This is a genomic window from Halomonas sp. 7T (assembly GCF_025643255.1).
Taxonomy (GTDB): Bacteria; Pseudomonadota; Gammaproteobacteria; order Pseudomonadales; family Halomonadaceae; genus Vreelandella.
Map to the genome: position 1 here is coordinate 2,029,126 of NZ_CP087112.1, position 25,447 is coordinate 2,054,572.

Here is a 25,447-nt window from a genome sequence, read left to right on the forward strand (position 1 = left end):
AGGATTTTTTATCTAAAGCCCAAGCCTCTGTTACCACGAGACGCCTACCAATTAGGCTACCTGGAGTGCTTTTGCTTCTGCATCTAGCCGCTGGGCAGTTTGATCCACCTTTCTTAACCACATCAAGAGCAGCGCCCCTAGCGCAACAAAGCCGCCTGCCAACCACAGTCCCAACGAGTAATTACCTGACGCCTCTGCCAGCATACCGGTAAGCGCGGGAGCAAAAATTTGCGCAGCCCCATAAGCCAGCGTCATTTGCCCCATTAACTTGGCAGGACTAGAAGGGTAGAGCCTACCCGCCATCGTGAGCACTAAACTCACGCAGCCCAAAAAGGTACCGCCATAAAGCACCGCGCTTAGCAGTACCCCAGGCAGGCTGGAGGTCATGGCAGGCAGCACAATGCCCACCACCTGTATCCACATCGCCACGCTTAACGCCCCCAAATAACCGATGCGCCGCGCCACTAAATCCCACAGCATTACCGCAGGCGCCGCCGCCAGCCCAACCAACGCAAACGCCCAATTACCCGCGCCCGCCAGCAACGGCTCGCGCTCGACAATCGTGACAATAAAGGTAGCGCTAATCACATAACCGTAACCGGCGCAAAAATAGGCCGGCAGCATCAGCCGCATAAAGGTACGCGAGGGAGGATGGGCAGGCGCTTCATGAGACGCACCTGCACCAGGCAGCGGCTTCACCGGGCGGGGCAGCCAGCGCCAAGCAGGCACCAGTAGCACCGCCCCCAGAACGCTAAACCCCCACCACTGCGCCTGCCAGTTTAACGACAGTTTCAGCATCAGCTCGACCGCCAACGCCGCCACCACAATACCAATGCCGACCCCTGCAAAGTGAATACCCAGCTCGCCACGCTGCTGGTGTTGAATCAACCAATGAAGAATTAACCCCGAGGCCAGTAGCATCGAGCCACTGCTGGAAAGCCCGGCAAAAAAGCGCAGCCCCGCCCATAGCCAGAAGTGTTCAGTTAATGCCATTCCCGCGGTGGTCAGCACCGCTAAGATCAAACCGATTCTGAACAGCGTATCTTTCAGATGAATACTACGAATAGAGGCAGCCAAGACCGCCCCCAGCATATAGCCTGCGTAGTTTAGCGCCGCTAACCAGCCACCATCAGCATCACCTATCCAACTCTGCTGCTGCATCACAGGGAGTAAAGGCGTGTAAGCAAAGCGGGCAACGCCGATACACAGAATTTGGCTAAAAACACCCGCCAATAGCACTTTAAAGCGCTGCGCGCGCAGGCTAACCGTCGGCATATATGCTCTCTCTTTGTAATAACAACTGTGATGGGTAAGGCACTAATGAATAGCTGGCTATCTTCTATAATACGCGGAAAGTAGCGCTGCACCATCGGCTAAACGTGGCATGTTGATCAGCGCATCCAAGCCAATAATCTGGCAGACTAAGGCGTGATGACCACCACTGATACGGAGAGTGCTTACATGAGCAATAGCGCCAAACCCTGGACACAGCCCATGCCAGACGCGCAGTTCAACTTAATGCGCGATATTCTTGCCGCCCCTAGTCCGGTCGGTCTGGAAGGCGCCATGACCTACGGCGTTCTGAAGCCTTACTTTGAAAGCTTCGCGCCGAGCGACTGGCATCTGCATCAATTTAAAGGCAATGCGGGTGTCGTGCTGGACACCCACCCTGGCCGCGATGACATGTTTACAGTGATGATCATCGGCCACGCGGATAAAATCCGCATGCAGGTTCGTTCGATTGGTGAAGACGGCAAGATATGGATCAATACCGACTCCTTCCTGCCGACGGTACTGATTGGCCATGAAGTGAAGCTGTTTAGCGAAGACCCCGACGCCCCCGGCAGCTACCGCTGCATCCAAGGCGGCACAGTAGAAGCCCTGGGCGCTATTCACTTTTCTGACCCCGCCCAGCGCGATGGCAGCAAAGGCATCAAAAAAGAGCAGATCTACTTAGACCTGCAGATTCACGGCGAAAATAAAAAGCAGCAGGTGCTAAACCTCGGCGTTCGCCCGGGTGATTCGATTATTTTCGACCGGCCTATTCGTCCTGGCTTTAGCCCAAACACCTTTTACGGTGCTTACCTGGATAATGGCTTAGGCTGCTTTGTTACCGCAGAAGTGGCGAAGTTAATCGCCGAATCAGGCGGCACCAAAAAAGTACGCGTACTGTTTGCCATTGCCAGCTACGAAGAGATTGGCCGTTTCGGCAGCCGCGTGATGGCAGGTGAACTCAAGCCAGACGCACTGATTGGCGTCGACGTTAACCACGACTACGTAGCCGCCCCCGGTATTGGCGACAAGCGGATGCAGCCGCTGGAAATGGGTAAAGGCTTCACCATGGCGGTCGGTTCTATTGCTAGCGAACAGCTCAACCGCATCATTGCCAGCGCCGCCAAAGAGCAGGATATTCCCCTGCAGCGGGATATCGTCGGCGTGGATACCGGTACTGACGGCATGGCGGGCGTACTCGCTTCTATTGATAGCGCGGCCACCTCCATCGGTTTTCCGATCCGCAACATGCACACCATCTCTGAAACCGGCAACACCCAGGATGTGCTCGCAGCGATTCATGCACTGACTCACACGCTCAAAGCACTGGATGCGCTGCCTGATTTACAGCGGGAATTTCTAGACAATCACCCACGGCTTGATCAGGCCAACCCACTTACTCACCAAGGCAGTGATAAGCCTGAAAGTGACAAGCCTGACAGCAACAAATCTGAAAGCGATACGCCTCCTAACAGCGCAGACAAAAAACACACAAAGTCTAAAAAAACAAAGAAGAAGTAGCGTAAAAAAACCCCGGCCATTTCTGGCCGGGGTAGTAGAATTTCCTCCGTAATCCTTCTTCATGAACGTCCTGTTCATGCATCCCTGGTTTAACAAGCTTTCCTTGCTTAGTCTTGCTCCTGAGCACCGCTCCTTGTGTTGCTACTCACCATGAACCTTCAATATGTCAAAAACATTAATCTAGGATAACAAACCCTATATTTTTATGATTTTGCCGTGTGCCCGCAAACTGTCCGTTAGCCTGTTTACAAACATGGCGAATAACCAGATGGCTGCTTATACTTTTAACGCATCAATCACTACCGATGCTGTTCGACACGGAGGTTACCACGCCTGAACCCATCAACCCCTCGCGTTAGGAGGTCAGCGTGCGACACATTATGATTAGTCCAACAGTGCACGGCGTGGATTTTATTTGCCGACACTGCGGCAATGCAGAATCCGCTACCACGTCGTACTTAAATCGTTTTCGCCTTGAAGGCTCGGGTAAAGACAGTGCTACGCTGCGCTGTATGAACTGCCAAACGGCTATCTCTACCCCCATGAGCACGCTCAGCGCACTGTTTTATCATCGCGCCAGCTAATAAATGAAAACGTTGAGCCATAAAAAAACCCCGGCGGTCCCGGCCGGGGTTTGATCATCTCCTCCTTGATCTTTCTTCACGAACCTCCTGTTCATGCGTCCTTGTACATCGCAAGCATTCCTTACCTGCACGTCCTTGTAACGCTTTCCCTGCGCTATGTGCACACAGTGAAGCCTATAGCCGCTGAGTTATCTAACCTAAGCTATGAAACAGTAAATAGTTTTAGATGATGGCTCATTCAAGCTATCAGATTAGCTTGCAGTGGCTTGAGCCAAAAACATACAATCACGCACGTTTGCAACACTAAAAGGATATCCCAGTGACGACTCTCGTTTCTCGCGCAACGCAACGCGCTTCTCAACGTAAGTGTATGGCCCCATGGCTAGCAGCGGCTTTCGGCATCGCGCTAGCCGCACCCGCCTGGGGAGATAGTTGGGAAGGCAGTATCGGGGCAGGCGTCACCTACTCTCCTGATTATCTAGGCAGCGACGACTATGACGCACGTGCCTGGCCCGTTGTTAACCTCACATATGGCGACCAGCTTTCGATCAACGTACGCAACGGGATTGAGTGGCACGCTATTCGTCAAGGCAACTGGACAGCCTCACCTTTCATTAGCTATACCTTTGGGCGGGATAATAAGGGCGATATCAGCCAGTTTGAAAAAGTCGATGGCGGTGCCACGTTAGGTTTACGAGTCAGCTATCAGCAAGGACTCTGGCGTTATAGCGTTGCAGGCAGTACGCCGGTGAGCGGCGATGTAGAGGGCGCAAAATTTTCAGCCAATGCCGCCTTGCGCATGCCGGTTAGCGAACGGACACTTTTTACCCTAACGCCCAGCGTTACCTATTCAAACGAGAAATGGACCGAGTCGCTGTTTGGTGTGTCGGTGCAAGACAGCGCGCGTAGCGGCGTGGCGGCCTACTCTCCGGATAGTGGTTACTGGCGCATGGGAGCCAATGCAAGCCTTAGCTACTTCCTGACGCCTGAATGGACAGCCACCGGCTTTGTGGGCGCAACGTATCTCACTGGCAGCGCTGCCGACAGCCCTATTGTTGATGAGCTAGGCAGCGATTGGCAAACCCTCACAGGGGTAACACTTAGCTATCGCTTTTAAAATAGGACGCTTTGACGTTGCCCCTGCGTCGCTAAATCAATCAAAACGGCGGGCACTATGGCCCGCCGTTATGGTTACTAACGTAAATAAACGTACTGTTTAACGCGCCAGCCACGCCACCAGTGCTTCAGCGGTAGCCGCAGAGGAAGGCGGGTTTTGCCCGGTAATCAACTGGCCGTCTTCACGCACATACGGCGTAAAGTCGTCTGCTTTGCTGTAAATGCCGCCACACTGCTGCAGCGCATCCTCCACCAAATGCGGCACGATACCTGTCAAACCGACCGCCTCTTCTTCGCCGTTAGTGAAGCCTGTCACCTGACGCCCTTTCACCAGCGGCTCACCACTGCTGTTTTTCGCATTAATTAACACGATGGGTGCATGGCATACCGATGCCACTGGCTTACCCTGCGCAATAAAGTTTTCAATCAGCTGGATAGAGTCTTGGTCGTTAACCAAATCCCACAGCGGGCCATGACCACCTGGATAGAACACCGCATCGAAATCATCGGCACTCATATTGCTAAGGCGATGGGTGGCCGCTAGCGCCGCATTAGCCTCACCATCTTGCTTAAAGCGCCGCGTTTCGTCGGTTTGGCTATCGTCTGCGTCACTTTTCGGATCCAGCGGCGGCTGCCCACCTTTCGGCGAGGCAAGCGTAATATCAGCCCCCGCATCTTTAAACACATAGTACGGCGCGGCTAGCTCTTCCAGCCAAAAGCCGGTTTTTTCACCCGTATCTCCTAACTGATCGTGTGACGTTAGTACCACCAAAATACGCTTGCTCATCTCATAACTCCTAATTGTGAAGAGTGCGATAGCGTCTTGCGTTACCTACCTACCTTACCTTGGGGCGTGTTTTCTTGGTTGCAAGGTAAAGCACCTTAGATAAGATAGCTCGGTGAACTTCTTTTTTAGATTAACGAGCACGCCGTGAGTATTGAAGCGCGAGAGTTTTACCGCCGTGGGCCCGTGCACCGCTCAGCGCGTGCCAGCAGCTTTGCGCTAATTCGTCGCCAGTTCGATTTTCGTTCCATTGAAATCGGCCGCTGGGTGACCACCGCCGAACGCGACCGCGCTGCCGAGCTTTTTCACGATGCACTGTGCGATTTAATGCTGATCCTGCGCGGCAATGAGGCACTGATTTCACTGCGTGGTTCGATAGCCCTGCAGTACGGAAGCGGTGGTAGGCCCGGCGTTTCCGCTCATTACGACCCCAGCCAGCGCTGCTTTTCGCTCGCTAAAAATGCGGGGCCTGGCAGCATTGCCCATGAATGGTTCCACGCGTTTGATCACTACATTGCTCAGAAGTGTTTTCATAACGTACCCACTAGCGCCTTTGCCTCGGCGGCATGGCTATCGGATGCAGCTCCGATTCCCCACCCGCTCAACCAGCGCTTACTCGCCTGCTTTAACGCTATTCTGCTTCATCCCGACGGCCAGCAGCCCAGCGCGCTTTTCAACTACTCCGCTGCTATGGATAAAGCCCAGGGCCAACTCTATTACAGCAAACCAGAAGAGCTGTGCGCCCGAGCGTTTGAAGCTTTCGTGCAGGACGCCACCATCAAAAACCACTTCCTAGTGAACGGTACCCAAACCTCCCACGAGGCAGAGCACGGCCTATACCCACAAGGCGAGCAACGCGAACGCATCAATGCGCTGTTCAGCAACTATTTTGCCAGCTTGGGGAGGGCGCTCAGCAAAGAGAGTCCTTCATAAAACGCGGGATGTGCGAAACACGCCAATGACAACTACGCTTCAATGACATTCATATCTCAAAGGAAGAGAAAAATGCCATCTACCACTACCATTGTCGTTATTATTGTTGTGATCGTTGCCGTCACTGGGATAGGTTTCAGCGGCATCCTTCCCTTTTAATGGGAACTACCCACTCATCGTGGCCTCCACATCGCCAGGAACTCAATGATTAAAGGCGCGCGGAAGGTGGCTCGGGCTAGTTTGTATCTAACGACCAAAAGCGTCCATTTCGTGTGCGCTTATTTAACGCCCATGAAAAGGCTAAGGCATCCAGACATCTGCCACATGCCATAACTCCCCTCCTCGCAACATAGATCCAAGCCCCCGTTGAGCTGCTGACAAGCCAACCACTCAGTCCCCATCGCTCTGCCTCTGGGGCCCTGCTTTACCGATCTTCCAATCGTTCTACAGAAGTCAGGCATGGACAAAAACGCAAACCACTGTTGCAATGCAAATAAAAAGAATTATCATTATCGTTGCCATAAAAGCCTGATGGTACTTCAATCATCCGTAATTATTTAAAGATCCACATATAATGAGGTTCTGTATGAAACGCATTTCCGTTTTGATTCTGGGAAGCTTAATGAGCAGCGGCGTTGTTTTGGCAGATGAGCAGAATCGCCTGGATCATTTTGAGGGAGTGTCTTCTGAAAATCTCACGCAAGCGCTGGAAAATCTTACAGAAGGCAATCAACAGCTCATTCAGCTTCTAAACGCTGAAACCCTCTCTAACGAACAAATGGGAGAGATTCATATGCTGACCTACACGCTTGAAAATGCACTTCAGCGGATAGATCAAGAAGTCGAAACGATGGCAGTTTCACTAGAAGAAGTGCACCTGGGCTCTGAAACGCTGAATCAAGAACGTGTTGCCACGAACGCTGCCGACTACCTAGAAGCCTCTGCGCCTCTGACCCAATAGCAGCACATTCATCGCAGTCCCGCTTGGTAGAGCATCCATTGCATAGTGAGGCCGGACGATAGTGCGGCTACCGTAGAACCGAGATAGATAGCGCCTAAATTGCTTGCTTCTGTTCAGTCAAAGCCAACGAAATCGTACGGACTGATTGGGAAGTGATGCACAAATGACAAGTGCAAAAAAGCCCGCTGATTTCTCAGCGGGCTTTTTCTATATTCTATGGCGGAGGGGGAGTCCGCTGATTTAACATCCACCACTATCTACCAAAAACTACAACTGCCAATAAAATCATGTGCTTGTATTGCATTTTTGTCTATTGAAGTCTATGTTGATCTATAACGTATGGGGGACTATTTGGGGGACTAACCCCAATTTTAAGAGAGGTAAGCCGTGGCAATACACAAGCTTAGCCCACGCAAAGTAGCTACTGCTGAACCGGGCAAACATGAAGATGGTGGCGGTTTACGCCTAGTGGTTTCTAAAGGTGGGGCTAAGAAATGGGTACTTAGATTTACTTTAAAAAGTAAACGCCGAGAAATGGGGCTTGGCAGCTTCCCGGACACAGGCTTAGCCGAGGCTCGTCGTAAAGCTGAAAACTATAGAAAGCTGGCCAAAGAAGGCACTGACCCAATTCACGCTCGCGAGCTGGAAACGCAGCAACAATCGACCCCTACGTTTACAAATTGCGCTGCACGGTATATTCAGTCTCACCGGCGTAGCTGGCGAAATGCTAAGCATGCTCGACAATGGGTTAGCACATTAAAGACTTACGCAAGGCCAGTCATTGGCGAAATGCCTGTTGATGAAATCGACACTCATCAAATACTCAATATACTTAGCCCCATATGGATAGCTAAGACTGAAACTGCTAAGCGTGTTCAAGGCCGAATTGAGAATGTGTTGGACTATGCTTCAGCACACAAATATCGAGATGAAGCCAACCCAGCACGCTGGCGTGGTCACTTAGATAAATTGTTGCCAAAACCATCAAAAGTTCAGAAAGTTACTCATCACCCTGCAATGCCCTACGAACAAGTGGCTGAGTTCATGGAGGCTGTACAAAATTACAATAGCATGTCATCAAAAGCGCTGCAGTTACTGATCCTAACAGCAACCAGGACGTCGGAAGTTCTCAATGCTGAGTGGAACGAAATTGATCTTGTTAACGCCACGTGGATTATTCCTGCGAAGCGCATGAAAGCTAGCCGTGAACATCGCATCCCCCTCTCCCGCCAAGCTTTAGTGCTGATAGCTAATCTGCCAAAGATTAAAGGCAATGCATTTATTTTTCCGGGTATGAAACCTGGCCGTCCTCTTTCCAACATGTCCCTACTACAGTTCATGCGCGGTCTTGGTTATGGCCCAAACGGTGACAAAGGCAACTATGTACCACATGGTTTTCGGTCAAGTTTTCGCGACTGGACAGGTGAAGTGACAAGCTATCCGCGCGATGTGGCTGAGATGGCGTTAGCTCATGCTATAGAAAATAAAGTAGAAGCCGCCTACAGACGTGGTGATCTTTTTGAAAAACGCAGGGCTATGATGCAGGATTGGGCAGACTACGTGAAAGACCATAATTTTCAATAACTTGGAAATCATCAGGGTGTTCACTTCTGCCATATTTACATCAGAAGCACACAAGATTTCTCCGCTTCATAATTTACTGGGGTATAAAATCGCCCAACTCATTGTCACTGAGCCTAAATATTCCAAATATTTTGAAATCTATATCACTCCTATGCATCCACCCCACGGGAACCTTTTCCGCTGCATAGGAGCTTCAATATGTCCCTACCCTGTAAGCGTTGTGCATCAACACGCCTACTGAACCTGGAGACTGCCCAACGCGTGAGCGTGGTAGGCAGCACATTGATTGGCGGTGCTATTGGCGCATGGCGCGCAACCGCCGTCACCGGCCCATTGCCATTGGCGGTGACTCGCTTTCCATTGGCAAAGCTGCCTGCCGCCATGATGGGTGCCGTGGCCGGAGGTCAAACCGGCTCACGCATGGCCACCTCGCTGTTTGAGCATTGGCTGCCAGTTGGCAGCGGGACACCGTGGTTATGCTTGTCTTGCGGCTGCACCTACCGCGACGCCTACCCGCCTTTAGCACCTAACGCTTAACCTATCGTTGTTCGCCCTGTGTGGGGCGAATGATCCGCCTATTCACTTTCGCGCGCTGGCCTTTGGTCAGCGCTTTTTTTATGTCTGGAGAATGACTCATGGCACATCTCGTTGAACACATGGCTTACATTGGTGATACCCCTTGGCATGGCCTGGGGCAGCAACTGTCTCGTCATCAACCGCTGGAGGTCTGGCAGCAACAGGCCGGTATGAACTGGCATATTGAAGAAGCGCCGGTGCGCTTTATTGCCGAAGGGGCTAGCCACCTGGGCAGCATTCACTCGTTCCCTGAGCAAAAGGTGCTTTATCGCTCGGATACCAAAGCACCGCTGTCGGTGGTGTCGCAGCGCTATAAGGTGGTGCAGCCCGAGGAGATCCTGGAGTTTTACCGTGACCTAACCGAGTACGCCGGGTATGAGCTAGAAACCGCTGGCGTGCTTAAAGGAGGTCGTAAGTTCTGGGCGTTGGCACGTAGTGGCTTAAGCACATCGCTGAAAGGCCAGGATGAAGTCAACGACTACCTACTGTTGGCAACATCCTGTGATGGCACGCTGGCCACAATGGCGACACCCACCACGGTACGGGTGGTGTGCAACAACACGCTACAGATTGCGGTGGATGGCACGTCGCAGGCAGTGAAGGTACCCCACCGTTCAGAGTTCGATCCTCGTGCGGTAAAAAGCCAGCTGGGTATTTCCGTTTCCCAGTGGAATGACTTCATGTACCGCATGAAGGCCTTGGCGGAACGTAAGATCGACCATCGTGAGGCACAGCAGTATTTTCAGTCGGTGCTCTGCGGTATCGATAAGCCGATAGATGACCCTTCCAAACTGCCCAACTACCGGGCACTCAACAAAGTGCAGAAGCTCTACCACGGCGAAGGCCGCGGTTCCCACCTCGACACGGCCAAAGATACTGCGTGGGGATTGCTCAATGCCGTTACCGAGTACGTGGATCACGACAAGCGGGCGCGTAGCAACGATACCCGATTGGATTCAGCGTGGTTTGGCCAAGGGGCGCAGCTGAAGCAGGAGGCATTGCAAACGGCTCTTGCCCTGGTGAGCTGACATGCTGTTTCTCATTATTTTACTGCTAATTTTCTTAGTTTTTGTCTTACCCCTCATTGGATAACGCAATAAGCCCAGCCCCTAACAGGCTGGGCTTATTGTTTTTAACGTGGAGCACATCATGGCCTCTCTTAGCCCCGATTTAGATATCGCTTTAACCCAGTTGACGGAACGACTGCTCACCCAGGATCAAACCTTTGCACAGACCTACGTCATGGCAAAGGGCCAGTTGTATCGCACCGAACTGCGCCTATGCCCCGTTCCTCCGCATGAACTTCCCGACGATCTTTAACCCCTATTGAAGGAGCCTTGTCATGGCCACCAAAACTAATGTGGTAAATCACGAGCCATCTGCATCCTCTTTACAAGCTGTTCCTGCAGCACCCACACCCCATCTTGCGGAGAGCACGGCCATTATTCAGGTGATTGAGCGTGCTGCGCTCAACCCGGACGTCGATATCGACAAAATGGAGCGCTTGTTACAAATGCAGGAACGGGTCATGGATCGCCAGGCCATGATGGCCTATAGCGCAGCCATGGCGGCCATGCAGACCGAACTCCCCAGCATTGAAGAACGCGGGCAAACCAATAACGGCTGTTACGCCACCTTGGAAGATATCGTCGATACCGTACGTCCCATCATGCAGAAACACGGCTTTGCTGTGAGCTTTCGTATTCAGACGCAGGAGCGCGGTATTGAGGTGACCGGTGTGCTGATGCATAAGGATGGTCACCGCGAAGAGACCAGTATGCTGCTGCCCGCTGATATCAGCGGTAACAAGAACGCGGTGCAAGCGTTTGGCTCATCCACCAGCTATGGCAAGCGCTACGTACTCTGCGCCCTACTCAACATCACCACACGGGGCCAGGACGACAACGGTAAATCCAGTACCAAAGTGGGTATCAAGCTAGTTACGCTCTTTCAGGCGGGACAGATCCAGCGGTTGATTGGCCAGTGCCCCGCCACGACCCAGGAATGGTTCAGCGGTAAGTACGGTTCAGCCGTGCAAGTGCCTCAGACTGACTTCGACAAGCTGCGCGCTTCACTTTCTAAGCGATCGGTTAAGTAACCCACCAGCTACCCCTTATGACAGGAGGCTTCCATGCAAGTGCTTAGTATGGAGCAAGGCACCCCAGAGTGGCTGGCGGCGCGGCTAGGTCGCGTCACCATGTCGGAGCTCAAAGCCTTGCTGGTTAAGGGTAAAGGCCCATGTGGGTTGGGTACCGGGGCGATTACCTACATGCACCAGTTAATCGGTGAGCGAATTACCGGGGAGCTGGCCGAGCCGTTTCAGGGCAACGCGCATACCCGGCGTGGGCATACGCTGGAAGGCGTAGCCCGTGCGCTCTACTGTGATACCACAGGAGAACCCAAGCCACACGAAGTAGGCATCATCCTTAATCACAATGTGGGTTACTCCCCCGACAGCTTGGTAGGCGCTAACGGCCTGCTTGAGATCAAAACCAAGCTGCCCAAGTTCCAAATAGAAGTGCTGCTCAACGGAGAGATACCCGATGAGCATGTGCCTCAATGCCAGGGTGGACTATGGGTCAGTGAACGAGAGTGGATCGATTTTGTGAGCTACTGGCCCGGTATGCCGCTGTTCATCAAGCGCGCCTACCGTGACGACTTCATGATTCGCATGATTGCTGAGCGAGTTGCGGCTTTTCATGAAGAGATGGAGCGGCGTATCAGCCAAGTGATGGCTGCGTGACGGAACTCATACCTCAAAACTCAACACGCTATCTAATGACATAGATGCCGGGGCCAACACCCCGGCATTTTTTTTCTGGAATCAACTATGACGTACTCAAAACTAAAAGCGGGCGAAGTAGCGGGTACCTACCACGTCACATCGCCCGTCACTGAAGCCGATATCATCAACATGGCCAAGCGCTTTGCGCGCCGCAAGCTGGCCAAAGGGTGCAAGATTACCCAGCCGTCGCAAGCCTTTGAGCACCTGCAATTATTGCTGCAAGACTACGAGCATGAAGTGTTCAGCGTTCTATTCTTGGATAGCCAACATCGCGTTATCCGTTTCGAGGAGCTTTTTCGGGGCACCATCGACACCGCCAGCGTTTATCCGCGGGAAGTGCTCAAAGCCGCGCTGGCCTACAACGCCGCTGCCGTCATTTTGGTTCATAACCATCCCAGTGGTGACCCGGAACCCAGCGATTCAGATAGGCGAATCACAGAGCGCCTGAAGGAAGCCTTGGAGCTAATGGATATCAAGGTGATTGATCACGTAGTGGTGGCGAGCGAAGGGTGCCAGTCATTTGCGGAGTTGGGGTATTTGTAGTGATACGGGAGGTAAAGCAAGAGCTGCCCAATGTGGTAGCTCTCAAAAAAGCTTCTTTTTTTGGCTGAAACAGATGCTATTGGTATCAAGGCTCTTGAGTATAAAGTGCGTTAATTGTTTAACGATGTATGACAGTCATGAAGCCCCTAGCACTCTAGAGAGCACTAGGGGCTAGTCCGTTAAAGGGCCTTCACTAACTCGCCATAATCTCCGTCCACGCGCAAGACAATGGTCACATCGTTGTCATTGCGGTTACGGAAGAACCAGCCATGATTGCCAGTGAAAGCGGCTTCTAGCTCCCCCTCATCCTCGGGTACGCCACGTCCTTTCTCGTAGCTGATGGAATTTCCATTGCCATCACCGTGCGTATCAAAGTTGACAGGGCCACCTTCTGATGCCCAAGCAAAGGTAGCAACCGCCCCTTCTTGCATGGTGAGTTTGTACTCCGTGCCTTGCCCTGGCGTCAGGGTAAAGCTCACCTCATCACGCCATGGGGACGCTTCTTCCGCTTGTGTCGCCTGGGAAGCGGCTTCCTCGGAAGCCAATGCCTCCGCTAGCGCGACGCTGGCGTCGGTCATCATCCTTTCAGATTCAGCGGGCGAAGGTGCGACTGGATCACTCGCTGGGGCTGAATTGGCTGTTTGGGGAGCCATCTCTGCCTGTGACGTGGCGGTCTGAGAACCAGCATCGCTTGCCGTCGCAGGCTGGCTATCGCTACTCGCCTCTTGAGGTGCAGTGGGTTGAGAAGCCTGTTGGACACTGGCTTGATCGTTGGCCTGGTCAAGCTCGGCCTCTTCGGCTAGTTGGTTCTTGATTTCACCCATCTCGGTCAGCCCCAACAAGCGGCCCGCGCCGGTGGGGTCGATGGCATACTCTGCGGGCAACACTACGGTGACCAATAGAGCAGTGGCTATTACCGCAGCAAGCAATGTAGATCGAAGTAATTTACCCGTCGAAGGTAACTCGGCACGGGTTGGAAGATCGGTATTGTACATTTGGGTCTCTCCTGAATTAGGCGATGAAGTAGCCGGTGAGCTGATAACCGACCAGCATAAAGCCAGCACAAATCATGGCGACGTTGGCGGTATAGGCGTGGCGTAAGAAACCGGCAGTGCGTCGCCAAAATCCCATGCCAATGAGGATCGCACCCAAGGCCAATAGCTGGCCTATTTCCACCCCGACGTTGAACGCCAGCAGATTGGGAACCAGCCCATCCGAGGAGATATCGTATTCAATGATCTTGCTCGACAATCCAAAGCCATGAAACAGGCCGAAGACCAGCGTTGCCACTTTGGTATTGGGCTGAAAGCCGAACCAGCGCTGATACGCACCAATGTTATCGAGCGCTTTGTAGACAACGGAGAGCCCGATGATGGCATCGATCAGGTAGCTATTGATGCCAATATTGAAGTACACCCCTAGCAGCATGGTCGTCGAGTGACCAATCGCAAAGAGGCTGACGTAGATAGCGATGTGCTGCATTCGATAGAGGAAAAAGATGACCCCTAGCAAAAACAGGATGTGGTCATACCCCGTCACCATGTGCTTGGCACCGAGATAGACGAACGAGATCAGGTGAACGCCATAGATCTCCTGGATGTACCCTTTATCGCCTTCAGCAACAGCGTGGGCAAGGGCTTCACCGCTGGCTCCCAGGAGCATTACCAGCAATGTGAGAAGGGTCAGTGCGTGGCGTCGGGTTATAGCAGACAAGCCGAACGCACCCCCTATTTGGGATGGAAACATAAAACCTCCACGGGTCTGTCATTAGGAATGGCCGTCAGGCAGACGGCCTCAGTCATCCAGCAATGACTGGCCGTGGAGGACGCTCAAAGCGGTAGACGCGACGCAGCGGTAGACCGCTTCGTTCACCTAGCCGCAGGGCGTTGCGGAAGTTTGGCTCAATGGTAATGCCCGACCCGAGCCGATCCGCTTTTTCGTGAAAGTGGCCGCCACTCTCATTATGGAGGTGGCGGCCGTCCTCATGCTCGTGACCATGGGTATGCCCATGGCCTTTCTGTACATTCTCGTGGAGAGACGGCTCAACGCCCATCATGCTCGCCGCCCCATGCGCACGCGCCTCGCCCACACTGGTGATTACCAGACTAGGCAGGAACACCAACAGCAGGGTCAGATAGCCAAGGCGGTGGCGCAGCCGATTGAGCATGTAAAGCAACCAAGATGAATGTAAAAAAAGAAATCGATAGCCGTCTGCTTTGAACTATAACGTTGGCAGAAAACCAGCAATAGATTAACATCCCCTCCAGGGGGATAGGAATATAATAAGGGAAAAGAAAATGACCATACACACTCACCAGTCACATCCCGATATCATCAAGCGCTTAAACCGCGCTCGGGGACACCTTTCGAGCGTGACGCAGATGATAGAGGACGGTCGCCACTGCCTGGACATTGCACAGCAGCTCCATGCGGTTGAGAAAGCCATTCAACAGGCCAAACGTACCTTGGTTTTAGATCATATCGACCACTGCCTAGATGATGCTTTGGGCCCTCAGGGTCAAACCCAGCGGGCGCGGGCTGAAGAATTCAAGGCCATAGCCCGCTACCTGTAAACGCATCTAAGCCCCTCACTTGAGGAACGCTCAATGCTTGATGTACTTGCCCATCGCGTCTATTGCCATCTCTTTTTCGCTCAAGTCATTGCACTGATTGGTACCGGTCTGACCACGGTTGCTCTGGCATTACTGGCTCATCACCTTGCTGAGGGTCAGGCGGGGGTCGTGCTCGGCACCGCGCTGGCGATCAAGATGGTCGCTTACGTGGGCATTGCCCCACTGGTCGGCGCCTATGCCTCACGCCTGCCTCGGCGCACCTTGTTGGTTAGCCTGGACGTGCTGCGTGCGGCCGTGGTCTGCACGCTGCCGTTTGTTACCGAGGTGTGGCAGATCTATGTGCTGATCTTTCTGCTCAATGCTTGTTCAGCAGGCTTTACACCCGTTTTCCAGGCGACGATCCCTGACATTCTCGAAGACGAAGAGCAATACACGCGAGCATTATCCCTGTCGCGCCTCGCCTATGACTTAGAAAACCTTCTTAGCCCGATGGCGGCGGCGGCATTGCTGATGGTGATGGGTTTTGATGTCCTGTTCGTACTCAACGCATTGGCCTTCTTTATTTCTGCCGCCCTGGTGATATCGGTGACCCTGCCTGCGCCTCTTGCCCTAGAGGATGTTCCCGGCGTTTGGCGTCGCGTTACCCATGGCACGCGAATTTACCTAAAGACGCCCCGGCTGCGCGGGCTGCTGGCGTTGAGCCTGGCGGTATCAGCCGCCGGGGCCATGCAGATCGTCAACACGGTAGTGCTCGTGCGCTCGGTGTTGGGTTTGGGCGAGAAAGAGGTAGCCCTGGCCTTTGCCGCCGCAGGCGGGGGCTCCATGCTAGTGGCCTTACTGTTGCCCAAGGTGCTGGATCGGGTGTCCGAACGGCCGGTCATGCTGCTGGGTGGCGTTATGATGGCTCTCAGCCTCTACCTGGGCTGGCTAGGCCCATCGTTTGCGGGGCTTGTCGGGCTATGGTTACTGCTGGGCGCAGGGGCCTCATTGGTCATGACCCCCACCGGGCGCCTGCTCAAGCGCTCATGCCAGCCCGAGGATCGTCCAGCGCTGTTTGCTGCCCAGTTTTCGTTGTCACACAGCTGTTGGCTGGTCACCTATCCGCTGGCAGGCTGGCTGGGGGTGAACCTTGGGCTGAAGGGGACGTTTGCTTTGCTGGGAACGGTGGCCCTGGCGGCAACGGCGCTCACAGCTCTTATCTGGCATAGACGTGACCCGATGATTGTTGAGCACGAGCACATCCCCATAAGCCATACCCACCGGCACTACCACGATGAACATCATCAGCACGAGCATGAAGGGTGGGAGGGGCCGGAACCTCATCGCCATTTCCACCATCATTCCCCAGGCTCGCATCGACATGTATTTGTCATTGATAACCACCATACGCGATGGCCATCATGATCTGATAAAGCTGGCGGAGGGATATTGCCCTCAAGTGGGCTCTAGCAAGCTTGACAGTGTGAGGTAATTAGAAGCTAACCAGGGAGGCTAGAACGCCGAGTAACGCACAGCCAAACAGCACCTTGAGCATGCCAACCTTGAAATGAAAAATCGCGATCATGGCGCCTGCCGCCAGTAACAACGCCAGTAAATCGAGGGACGCTAAGTTCGGCGCTAAAAGTCGCGCTCCCATCACGTGCCTTTCGCCTACGTCAGCGAAGATAACGTGAAGTCCAAACCAAATGGCTAAGTTGAGGATAACCCCGACGACCGCAGCGGTAATGGCGGACAGCGCCGCGCTGAGGGCGCGGTTGTCACGTAAACGCTCCACATAGGGAGCCCCTAAAAATATCCAAAGAAAACAAGGTACGAACGTTACCCACGTGGTCAGCAATGCGGCGAGCGTTGCGGCCAACATAGGATCAAGGCCTGTGGCCTCACGATAAGCGCCCATAAACCCAACAAACTGCACGACTTGAATTAACGGGCCCGGTGTCGTCTCCGCCATGCCCAGGCCATCCAGCATCTCGCCCGGTGCCAACCATCCATAATTTTGCACCGCCTCTTGAGTGACGTAACCCAGCACCGCATAGGCACCGCCAAAGGTCACCACCGCCATCTTACTGAAGAAGAAAGCAATCTGACTGAACACATTCTCGCTGCCGAATAGGGCCAATAGCAGCACTACCGGTGTTAGCCACAATAGGAGTAACGTGCCTGACATACGTAGCGACCACTGGCGATTGGGGCGTGCATGGGCAGGCAGCCCTTCGCCCAGTAGGGAGTCTCGGTCGCTAAGCACTGACTCGTCGGCATTTCCATGGCCACCTCCTACCTGAAAGGCCGTCATGCCACGTTTCCCTCCCCAATACCCCAGAAGGGCCGCGCCTAGAATAATCAGCGGAAACGCTACCTCAAAAAAGAAGATGGCGACAAACGCGGCAGCGGCGATGCCAAGCATTATCTGATTTTTCAGTGCCCTTTTACCTATACGGACGACAGCGTTAAGCACCACGGCTAGAACCGCCGCTTTTAGGCCAAAGAAGAGCCCTTCAACGGCTCCCACATTGCCCAAGGCGGCATACAGGTAGCTCAGGGCCAGAATGGCGATGAAACCAGGTAGCACAAAGAGGCTGCCCGCGACCAAGCCACCTTTGGTACGATGCATCAGCCAACCGATATAGATAGCCAACTGTTGCGCTTCTGGCCCCGGCAGCATCATGCAGTAGTTAAGCGCGTGCAGAAAACGGCGCTCGCCAATCCATTTTTTTTCTTCAACGAGTATGCGATGCATCACCGCTATCTGACCGGCGGGGCCGCCGAAGCTTAATAGTGCGATTCGTAACCAGACCCTAACGGCCTCACGGAACGGTACTTGATGGGGCGACTCAATGATGGGCGGCATGGCACACTCTTTAACGATGTCAGGGGTGTTATTTTGTAGAATGTATAACAATGGGGTTATACATACAACGAAAGAGGCGGTATGACAGATAACGTACAGCACTGGTTAATCCTGATCATGCGCCTCAGTGGGCGGGCGGGCACACCCCGTATGAGGATCTGGCGGGCACTTCGTAGTTTAGGTGCCGTGGTACTCAGAGATGGTGTCTACTTACTGCCTGCTAGCCCCTCGCGAAGGGAAGCGCTGGAGTTACAAGTCGGCGCTATTCGGGAGCTGGGAGGTAACGCGCTGCTGATCGAGATAGAAGAATCTGCCATAGATAGCGTCGATGTGTTGCCTTCGCTCTTTGATCGAACGCCAGATTTTCAAGCCTTACGAGCGGCAGTGGTTGACTGGCAGCAGGCTTGCCCTCAGTTGGAGGAGCGAGAAGCGCAGCGTCAATTGACCCAGTTGCAGCGACGTTTACAAGGCATTGTGGAGATCGATTTTTATCCAGGGTCAGAAAGCAAGCGCGCCGTTATGGCCTTGGCAGATGCGGAGACCGTCTTTAATCGTTGCTTTGTGCCAGACGAGCCCCAGCCGATCCAAGCCGAGATCCCACGGCTTGATCACTCTGCATTTCGCGGGAGATGGTGGGCCACGCGCCGTCGCCCTTGGGTGGATAGGCTGGCATCGGCTTGGTTGATCAAGCGCTTTATTGATCCCGAGGCTCGCTTCGTGTGGCTTGAGCATCCGAGCCAGTGTCCGACAGACGCGCTGGGGTTTGATTTTGATGGAGCTCATTTCACCCATGTTGATGACAAGGTCACGTTTGAAGTGCTGCTCGCGAGTTTTAGCCTTGAGACACAGGCAGGCTTGAGCAGGATTGCGGAGCTAGTCCACTACTTGGATGTGGGGGGCACCCCTGTGCCGGAGGCCGTAGGGTTAAAACTCATGCTGGCCGGGGCTAAAGAGCGTTGTGACGACGATGATGCCCTACTACAACATACAGATATGTTGTTTGATGACCTTTACCAGGCGTATTTGGCGGGAGACCCAAACGGGGAGTGAGCAATGCGCTAATAGTGAAAAGGCCGGGTTTACCCCAGCCTTTTGCTAGCGACCCTCGTGGCTCGAAATAAGGGTTCAGTCGGCCCGCGGACGTTCTAAATATTTCCAGCAATGGCACGAGGAGAAAGAAAGGTAGTTTAGGTTGCTAGCGTATTTCGCATTCCTTGAACGGCATAATTAGCCGCCAAGCAGCATGTGTCATGTATTCAGATGGAGTACGACAGGTGCCAGCTCCTTTCTAACCAGGCTATCAGAAGCCGAGGAATTTCGAGTTTGCGGCTGCGGCGTGAAAATGTGCTTGCACTGTTTTGACAAGAAAATTGACAGGCGACGATGTCTGGAGCAGTGATTCGTCAAACTAAAGCTGGCATTAAATACTGTCACGCCAATTAGTGCGGAAGTCCAGTGAGCGTAATAGCGCATAAACGGTACAACAACGGACTCCCATATCATCGCACACATCCGGAACTTTACGGTTCTTGCGACGTGCCGAGGGTTTAGGAATCTCATTGGATACCACAATCCTGTTGACTGGATCCCGAAGACCGTAAGCGATTAAAAATGGATCCTTCCCAACCTTCTCAAGTTCTATCTCATCGAGGTCTGATCCATATCCTTCGTCTAGCACTCTGTTCAATAGGTCCACATCAAATTCTTCTTGTAAAACAAGGAGGTCACGTATCTCTCGGCTTTTAGCCCAGTTTGCATGCTGTGCCTTTGTGCCGCCTTTTATCTCATCAATTGTCTCAAGCGGCATACAGATAGAACCATCGCCAGCATGAAACTCAAGCCAGCGCCAAAATTCTGGCACTCTCTCCATATGGTAGTAATAATCGTGGGCGTGAATGATGATATTAGCGTCGAGAAGAAACAGCTTTTTTTGTTTGTCAGGCATTAAAATCCTACCATTTCAGCGACATTACCTGGGTTAACTCCCAGAACACGACCCGCCTTGGTTTCAGTTAGAACGCCATCCTGTAGCGAACGACGAACAAGGCTGATAAGAGCGCCTCCTGCACGATGGCGCTGCGTATTGTAGAAATTTCCACTTGAGCCAGACTCGCTTTCCTTTGATTTGGCCTTACTGTTCAGCCACAACTCACGAAGCTCAGTGCTAGCCCTTTCCCATTGAGCTTGGTTGAGCAGATTGCTACGAAACAGCCGGTACGCTACCAGTGAAGCGCTAACATTGAGGTCTCCTGCCTCCCGCTGCAGCGCTATGACGAAGGTCTCTTCCGACTGCATGGCAGCTTCATAGACCTCGCTCACCTCATCTGCTGAAATCAGGATGTGGCTCGCGACATCGTTGCAGTAACGCTCAATTTTGTGTTCGTGCGTCTGGGCGCTGATGCCAGTTTTCCCCAGCCACAGGTGTACCACTTCATGAAGCAGAGTGAAGCACCAGGCTGATTTCGAGTCGTTCTGATTGATTACTACAAAGGGTGCAATAGGATCAGAGAGAGCGAAGCCGCGAAAGGCCTCGGTATTGATTGAAGAATGATTACTGCCCAAGTCTCCAATGAGCAACACATAAATCCCTTTGATCTCGATTTTTTCTCGGAGATATTTGAATGCCTCGTGGGCACCTTTCCTTCTTCGATATGCGGCAATATCGATTTCAAAATAGTCCCTTATTGTACGGCAGGCACTATCTACGGCTGAAGTGACTTGCCCTTTACCCACAAAATCGACAATCACGTCCTCCTCTTTGTCAATAAGAGCATCTTTAACTAGTGATTGGCGAAGGTAGATGTCACGAACAAGAGCGCTTACGCTACCTTGATGCTCATCCCGCTTCGCCTCAGGAAGACGACGGAAGTCTTCGCCCAACGAGGCACTACGCGGCGGAGTAGGCAGAAAAAAAGTTATGAAAGGCCTATGGTAATGCTTAACCATTTTCATCAATTGGGGCTGAGTGGGTGAACGGTCACCCGCTTCATACGCTGCCAACATTTCTGAGCCGGTCACTCTCTTTCCGCCAAGGGCTAGTTTGCTAGCCGCCTCCTCGAGGCTTAGGCCAGCAGTTTCTCGAGCCCACTTGAGAATTTCTGGATTTGCTTTGGCCATGTCTAGTCCTAACCCCACCGGTATTTTGGGTGCCGGTACGTACATAGTGAATGAATCAGCTTAGCTCTTTAGAATAGAGGATATAAAGAGGAGGACAGCGTGTTTTCCCGCATAATTCGTTATTTTGGCAATTCGGACGCGTCAGCATCTAGTTGGAATTGCCATCATCCAGCATTAGCACTACGGTTGCCAAGGAACAGAGCGAGAAACCTGAATATTTTGGCGATCATGATTTAGTAACTGGCCGGTTGCTTGCTAGCTTATGCCCATGCAGTTTGGGTAGTAGGGCAATGGTTATTTCCTTCTTGTTAAATTAAGTATTTGTTTTTATTTGTTTTTATTTGTTTTTATTTTTTCTATCTATATTCAAATCCAGGATATTGAGTAGTACCTATGCTAGTCCAGCAAAATCTATATATTTAAATAGCAGGTGGTCACTACTTGGCCACCTGTCTCTTTAAGGAAGACTGAAGCTAGTACTGGCTATATTTGATGCCGAAGACATCGATTTCATGAACGCAATGACGCTGGCTCACTTCTCATCCTTATTTCTTTGATGATGACCGAAATGGCGATGCATGAGGAAATGCATGCCAAGACAGAGTGTCAGGGGAAGCAACAGCCAGGCCCCAGTGCCCAGTGACTGGCCGCGCCACATTAGAAAGAACATGGCCACGCCCATAATTACTAAGCAAGCAGTCATCATCCAGTGGTGAATGCGGTTCATTTGGCGTCTCCTTGTGGGTTGTTTGTGGCGAAGCGCCGCTTGAGTAGCAGCGAGTTGCCAATGACGGAGAGAGAGCTTGCGGTCATGGCGATGACGCCGATCATCGGGTGCAGCAGACCAATCGCGGCGATGGGAATGGCTGCCACGTTATAAGCGCTGGCCCAGATCAGGTTTTGGACGATTTTGCCGAAGGTGGCGCGAGATAGGTGCATGGCATCCACCACGGCGGTCAGTTCGCCGCGCACCAGGGTCACATCGGCGGCCTCAATGGCCACATCTGCCCCCGCGCCGATGGCTATGCCAACGTTGGCTTGCTTCAACGCCGCGGCATCATTGATGCCATCGCCGACCATGGCCACGTGGTTGCCATGTTTCTCCTGAAGTTTACGGATGGCATCGACCTTACCTTCCGGCAACACCCCGGCCTGAACCTCGTCGATGCCCACCTCGTCTGCTACGGCACGGGCGGCGCGCTCGTTGTCGCCGGTGATCATCACCACGTGCAGGCCCAGGTCATGCATGCCGCGGATGGCCTCTACGGATTTTTCCTTGAGGGTATCGGCCACTGCCACCAGGCCCAGGGCCTGACCGTCGGCGGCGACGATCACAACGGTGCGCCCCTTGCCCTCGAGCTCTGCCATGGCGTCATCAAGAGCCTCAAGGCCTGTCACGCCTTCCTCTTCCAGCAGTCGACGATTGCCGATCAGCACGGTTTCATCGCCCACCTTGCCCGAGACGCCCCGCGCTCCGGTGGAGCGAAAATCGCTGACTTCACCGGACTTCACATCGCGTTCCTTGGCACCATCCACGATGGCCCGGGCGATGGGGTGCTCCGAGGCGTTCTCCACGCTCGCGGCGAGGGTCAGCAGGCGCGTTTCCTCGACTCCTTCGGCGGTGACGGCATCGGTGAGCTTCGGCTCGCCGCGGGTAATGGTGCCGGTCTTGTCGAGCACCATCACTTTGACGTCCTTGAAGGTCTGGATCGCTTCGCCGGAGCGGATCAGGATGCCGCGTTCGGCACCGATGCCGGAGCCCACCATCAGCGCGGTGGGGGTGGCTAGGCCGAGGGCACAGGGACAGGCGATGACAAGCACGGCGACGGCGGCAATCAGGGCTAGCGTTGGTGTGCTGGCATCTGGATTCACCCAAGGCAGGAAGGTCGCGCCCCAGTCCAGAATCGGCCGCAGGACGTCTGGAAACAGCGCCCATGCAATCAGGCTAGCCAGTGAAATAGCCAGTACCGCTGGCACGAAGCGGCCGGTCATACGGTCGGCGAATTCTTGGATTGGCACCCGTGAGCCCTGAGCCTGGTCGATCAGACGCACCACTTGGGAGAGAAAAGTATCGGCGCCGACGCGGGTCGCCTTGACCCGCAATCGGCCCTCCTTGTTGATGGTGGCGCCGATCACGCTGTCGCCGGTGCTCTTGTAGACCGGTATCGACTCGCCGGTAGCGAGGGACTCGTCGAGATGGCTCTCACCCTCGACCACTTCGCCGTCGGTGGGGATTTTATCGCCGGGGCGCACGATCATGATGTCACCGGGCGTGAGCTCTTTCACCGGCACTTCAATTTCCTCGCCGTCGCGCTCCACCCGCGCTGTCTTGGCGCCCAGCGTCATCAGGCGACGAATAGCCTGGGAGGCGCGCCCTTTGGCTAGTGCCTCCAAATAACGGCCCAGCAAGTGGAAGGTCATGATGGTGGCAGCCATCTCAATGAACGAGGTCATGGTGTAGAAAAAGCCGACCAGGCCAATCAGGTAGGGCGGCAGGCTGCCCATGGAGATCAGCACATCCATATTAAAGGTGCCGTTTTTCAACGAGCGCCAGGTCGACTTGTGGGTGGCTGCCCCGCCATAGAGGAAGACCACCGGGAAGGCTAGCAGTGCCACGATGGCCAGATAGCCGGGAATTGGCTGCCAGAACATGTGCGGAATCATTAGCAGCATGATCAGGGTGGTGGGTATCGCGGCGATGATCAGTCGCCTGCGAGCCTGACTTAGATAGGCCTCCTCGATCTCGGAGTCGCTCTCGGCGTCCTCCTGATCACTCTGCACGGCAGCCACGTCATAGCCTGCTCCTTCGACGGCTTTCTTCAAGGTGTCGCCATCGGGGCCGCTTGCTTCGATGGTCACACTGACATGGTGATTGGCAATATTGGTCTGAATCACGCCCACGCCATCAAGGCGTTCGAGCGTTTTACGCACGATACCGGCGCAGTGGTCGCTGCCCATGCCGGGCACCGTCAGGGTGATCGTGTTTGGGGTCGAATCGGACATCGTGTACCTCCTGCTGGCGTTGATGAGAGAACGGCCAGGGTTGGCCGTCCGTCCTAATGCCTACGCAGTGACATCTCGGTCAGTGGTGGGCGTCGTGGTCGTCAGGATTGACGCCGCCCTCGGGTGTGGCCTGCTCCAGCTGTTGGCGCTGCTCGTCGCTCATCTGGTCATGCATGGCATTTCGCATGCGCACCATCTCGGCCATCATCTCGCCGTGCAACTCGGCCATCTGTCCGTGTAGCGCTTGAACCTCATCAGGGTCTGGGCGATCGCCGTGCATCTCCGCCATCAGGTCGTCGCGTAGGTTCATCATCCGCCCCATGCGTTCGAACTGGGCAGGTCGGTGCTCCTGCATCAGCTCACGCATCTCGCTGCGTTGATCATCATCGAGCATCAACATCATGTCCATGCCGGCGCCGCCCATCATCGGGCAGGGCATCATGCCGCCACCCATCATTTCCCCCATCATGCCAGGCCCCATACCGCCTTGGCCGTCACCTATCGTTCCTCCCATCATGGAGCGTCCTTGGCCCGCTTGGTCACCCATCATCCCCTGGGCGAAAGCAACGCCTGTACCACTGGCTGAGAGGGCCAGGGTGAGTCCGAAGGCGAGAGTGAGTTTGCGAATATCCATGGTCGTTCTCCTTAGCGACAGGCCCATATTAGGCCCAGATGTCGAAGGCCTATATCAAAGGCCGATGCCTGAAGTATTGAGGATATGTGTAGCACCTAGGTCAATTCTCAATATGGCATTCAGGCATGCCTAAGGCATATCTGAACGTTAAATAAGGCAATTTATTGACCTGTATCAATTTTGGAGATTCGGCAACTTGCCAGCTGCACTTGGGTTGCGTGTATCTATGGAGCCATGAAATACTCTTATTATTCTCCACTCGACAGTGATTATTTCTTTCTCATGACTCGCCACTCATTTAAATGGTTGCTTTGTTTGCTGCTGGGCCTTGCCTTGGCGCAGCCAATGACGGTAGTGGCTATTGATCATCATGAAAATGAGCACTGTTTGTTCACTGAAACTGTTCCAATTAGTGAAGCGATCGAGAATACTGGATCGGATAGCAGCCACCATCACGATGACTCTCATACGTCCGAGTGCTGTATGCCTTGTGGCCAGTGTACGGCGAATCTAGCGCTACTTATCGAAGACGTAGCCTTCCCCGCTTCGACCTTGCCTCGTTACCTAGTCAACTGGTTACCAGCTCCACGCGTGCCTTTTGACCGGCCTCCTC

Annotated in this window: 26 protein-coding genes; 15 read left to right on the forward strand and 11 right to left on the reverse strand. The window is 53.6% G+C overall.

Going from position 1 to position 25,447, the window contains the following annotated elements:
* Positions 1–51: 51 nt before the first annotated feature.
* Positions 52–1,275, reverse strand: coding sequence for a YbfB/YjiJ family MFS transporter (locus LOS15_RS09445; protein WP_263065495.1), 1,224 nt, complete (start codon positions 1,273–1,275; stop codon positions 52–54).
* 186 nt (positions 1,276–1,461) lie between these two features.
* Between LOS15_RS09445 and LOS15_RS09450 the strand changes: the two genes are divergently transcribed.
* The 3 genes from LOS15_RS09450 (at position 1,462) to LOS15_RS09460 (ending at position 4,494) form a co-directional block, all read left to right on the forward strand.
* Entirely contained in the window at positions 1,462–2,793 is a 1,332-nt protein-coding gene (locus tag LOS15_RS09450) for a M20/M25/M40 family metallo-hydrolase (protein ID WP_263065497.1), read from the forward strand.
* Between the two features lie 368 nt (positions 2,794–3,161).
* Entirely contained in the window at positions 3,162–3,377 is a 216-nt protein-coding gene (locus LOS15_RS09455) for a hypothetical protein (protein ID WP_263065498.1), read from the forward strand.
* A gap of 319 nt (positions 3,378–3,696) precedes the next feature.
* The gene (locus tag LOS15_RS09460) at positions 3,697–4,494 is read left to right on the forward strand and encodes a MipA/OmpV family protein (protein ID WP_263065500.1); all 798 of its coding nucleotides are present in this window, start codon (positions 3,697–3,699) and stop codon (positions 4,492–4,494) included.
* Between the two features lie 99 nt (positions 4,495–4,593).
* Here the strand turns inward: LOS15_RS09460 and LOS15_RS09465 are convergent, their stop codons facing one another.
* Positions 4,594–5,280 (reverse strand): type 1 glutamine amidotransferase domain-containing protein, encoded by a 687-nt coding sequence (locus LOS15_RS09465; protein ID WP_263065501.1) that lies wholly within the window; start codon positions 5,278–5,280, stop codon positions 4,594–4,596.
* 144 nt (positions 5,281–5,424) lie between these two features.
* Between LOS15_RS09465 and LOS15_RS09470 the strand changes: the two genes are divergently transcribed.
* The 9 genes from LOS15_RS09470 to radC all read left to right on the forward strand — a co-directional run bounded on the left by LOS15_RS09470 (position 5,425) and on the right by radC (position 12,659).
* Entirely contained in the window at positions 5,425–6,210 is a 786-nt protein-coding gene (locus LOS15_RS09470; protein ID WP_263065503.1) for a CLCA_X family protein, read from the forward strand.
* A 586-nt stretch (positions 6,211–6,796) separates the two neighbouring features.
* Positions 6,797–7,171, forward strand: coding sequence for a DUF6746 family protein (locus LOS15_RS09475; protein WP_263065505.1), 375 nt, complete (start codon positions 6,797–6,799; stop codon positions 7,169–7,171).
* 387 nt (positions 7,172–7,558) lie between these two features.
* The gene (locus LOS15_RS09480; protein ID WP_263065507.1) at positions 7,559–8,755 is read left to right on the forward strand and encodes a tyrosine-type recombinase/integrase; all 1,197 of its coding nucleotides are present in this window, start codon (positions 7,559–7,561) and stop codon (positions 8,753–8,755) included.
* 198 nt (positions 8,756–8,953) lie between these two features.
* Positions 8,954–9,292 (forward strand): hypothetical protein, encoded by a 339-nt coding sequence (locus LOS15_RS09485; protein ID WP_263065509.1) that lies wholly within the window; start codon positions 8,954–8,956, stop codon positions 9,290–9,292.
* A 98-nt stretch (positions 9,293–9,390) separates the two neighbouring features.
* Complete coding sequence (locus tag LOS15_RS09490; RefSeq protein WP_263065511.1) at positions 9,391–10,359, forward strand: DUF932 domain-containing protein; 969 nt, start codon at positions 9,391–9,393, stop codon at positions 10,357–10,359.
* A gap of 121 nt (positions 10,360–10,480) precedes the next feature.
* Positions 10,481–10,651: a hypothetical protein gene (locus tag LOS15_RS09495; RefSeq protein WP_263065512.1), complete on the forward strand. Its 171-nt coding sequence runs from the start codon at positions 10,481–10,483 to the stop codon at positions 10,649–10,651.
* A gap of 22 nt (positions 10,652–10,673) precedes the next feature.
* Positions 10,674–11,429 (forward strand): ERF family protein, encoded by a 756-nt coding sequence (locus LOS15_RS09500; protein WP_263065513.1) that lies wholly within the window; start codon positions 10,674–10,676, stop codon positions 11,427–11,429.
* A 33-nt stretch (positions 11,430–11,462) separates the two neighbouring features.
* Positions 11,463–12,074 (forward strand): lambda exonuclease family protein, encoded by a 612-nt coding sequence (locus LOS15_RS09505; protein ID WP_263065514.1) that lies wholly within the window; start codon positions 11,463–11,465, stop codon positions 12,072–12,074.
* A gap of 87 nt (positions 12,075–12,161) precedes the next feature.
* Positions 12,162–12,659, forward strand: coding sequence for a RadC family protein (gene radC, locus LOS15_RS09510; RefSeq protein ID WP_081137418.1), 498 nt, complete (start codon positions 12,162–12,164; stop codon positions 12,657–12,659).
* Between the two features lie 179 nt (positions 12,660–12,838).
* Here radC and LOS15_RS09515 read toward each other — a convergent pair whose 3' ends face one another.
* The 3 genes from LOS15_RS09515 to LOS15_RS09525 are packed head-to-tail and all read right to left on the reverse strand — an operon-like array spanning position 12,839 to position 14,826.
* On the reverse strand, positions 12,839–13,654 hold the full coding sequence (locus LOS15_RS09515) for a hypothetical protein (RefSeq protein ID WP_263065517.1): 816 nt from the start codon (positions 13,652–13,654) through the stop codon (positions 12,839–12,841).
* Positions 13,655–13,670: 16 nt separating this feature from the next.
* Positions 13,671–14,405 carry a HupE/UreJ family protein gene (locus tag LOS15_RS09520; protein ID WP_263065519.1) on the reverse strand — a complete coding sequence of 245 codons (735 nt, stop codon included), beginning with the start codon at positions 14,403–14,405 and terminating at the stop codon, positions 13,671–13,673.
* Between the two features lie 52 nt (positions 14,406–14,457).
* The gene (locus LOS15_RS09525; RefSeq protein ID WP_139790094.1) at positions 14,458–14,826 is read right to left on the reverse strand and encodes a hypothetical protein; all 369 of its coding nucleotides are present in this window, start codon (positions 14,824–14,826) and stop codon (positions 14,458–14,460) included.
* Positions 14,827–14,956: 130 nt separating this feature from the next.
* Between LOS15_RS09525 and LOS15_RS09530 the strand changes: the two genes are divergently transcribed.
* Together LOS15_RS09530 and LOS15_RS09535 are read left to right on the forward strand one after the other, a co-directional pair.
* Positions 14,957–15,232: a metal-sensing transcriptional repressor gene (locus LOS15_RS09530; protein ID WP_263065521.1), complete on the forward strand. Its 276-nt coding sequence runs from the start codon at positions 14,957–14,959 to the stop codon at positions 15,230–15,232.
* 33 nt (positions 15,233–15,265) lie between these two features.
* Positions 15,266–16,636 carry an MFS transporter gene (locus LOS15_RS09535; RefSeq protein WP_081137409.1) on the forward strand — a complete coding sequence of 457 codons (1,371 nt, stop codon included), beginning with the start codon at positions 15,266–15,268 and terminating at the stop codon, positions 16,634–16,636.
* A 67-nt stretch (positions 16,637–16,703) separates the two neighbouring features.
* Here LOS15_RS09535 and chrA read toward each other — a convergent pair whose 3' ends face one another.
* Positions 16,704–18,080, reverse strand: coding sequence for a chromate efflux transporter (gene chrA / locus LOS15_RS09540; protein WP_081195074.1), 1,377 nt, complete (start codon positions 18,078–18,080; stop codon positions 16,704–16,706).
* Between the two features lie 81 nt (positions 18,081–18,161).
* On the opposite strand from chrA, the gene LOS15_RS09545 reads away from it, so the two are divergent.
* On the forward strand, positions 18,162–19,130 hold the full coding sequence (locus LOS15_RS09545) for a chromate resistance protein (RefSeq protein WP_263065525.1): 969 nt from the start codon (positions 18,162–18,164) through the stop codon (positions 19,128–19,130).
* Between the two features lie 370 nt (positions 19,131–19,500).
* Here the strand turns inward: LOS15_RS09545 and LOS15_RS09550 are convergent, their stop codons facing one another.
* From LOS15_RS09550 to LOS15_RS09570, 5 genes are all read right to left on the reverse strand, one after another.
* Positions 19,501–20,025 carry a DUF4411 family protein gene (locus tag LOS15_RS09550; protein WP_081137403.1) on the reverse strand — a complete coding sequence of 175 codons (525 nt, stop codon included), beginning with the start codon at positions 20,023–20,025 and terminating at the stop codon, positions 19,501–19,503.
* A complete protein-coding gene (locus tag LOS15_RS09555; RefSeq protein ID WP_170919469.1) occupies positions 20,025–21,197 on the reverse strand; it encodes an ImmA/IrrE family metallo-endopeptidase in 1,173 nt (390 codons plus the stop codon). Before LOS15_RS09555 ends, LOS15_RS09550 begins: the two co-directional genes overlap by 1 nt.
* 532 nt (positions 21,198–21,729) lie before the next feature.
* The gene (locus LOS15_RS09560) at positions 21,730–21,924 is read right to left on the reverse strand and encodes a DUF2933 domain-containing protein (protein WP_016915536.1); all 195 of its coding nucleotides are present in this window, start codon (positions 21,922–21,924) and stop codon (positions 21,730–21,732) included.
* Positions 21,921–24,200 carry a heavy metal translocating P-type ATPase gene (locus LOS15_RS09565; protein WP_263065529.1) on the reverse strand — a complete coding sequence of 760 codons (2,280 nt, stop codon included), beginning with the start codon at positions 24,198–24,200 and terminating at the stop codon, positions 21,921–21,923. The genes LOS15_RS09560 and LOS15_RS09565 overlap by 4 nt, the downstream gene beginning before the upstream one ends.
* A 79-nt stretch (positions 24,201–24,279) precedes the next feature.
* On the reverse strand, positions 24,280–24,834 hold the full coding sequence (locus LOS15_RS09570) for a Spy/CpxP family protein refolding chaperone (protein WP_263065531.1): 555 nt from the start codon (positions 24,832–24,834) through the stop codon (positions 24,280–24,282).
* Between the last annotated feature and the right edge of the window lie 613 nt (positions 24,835–25,447).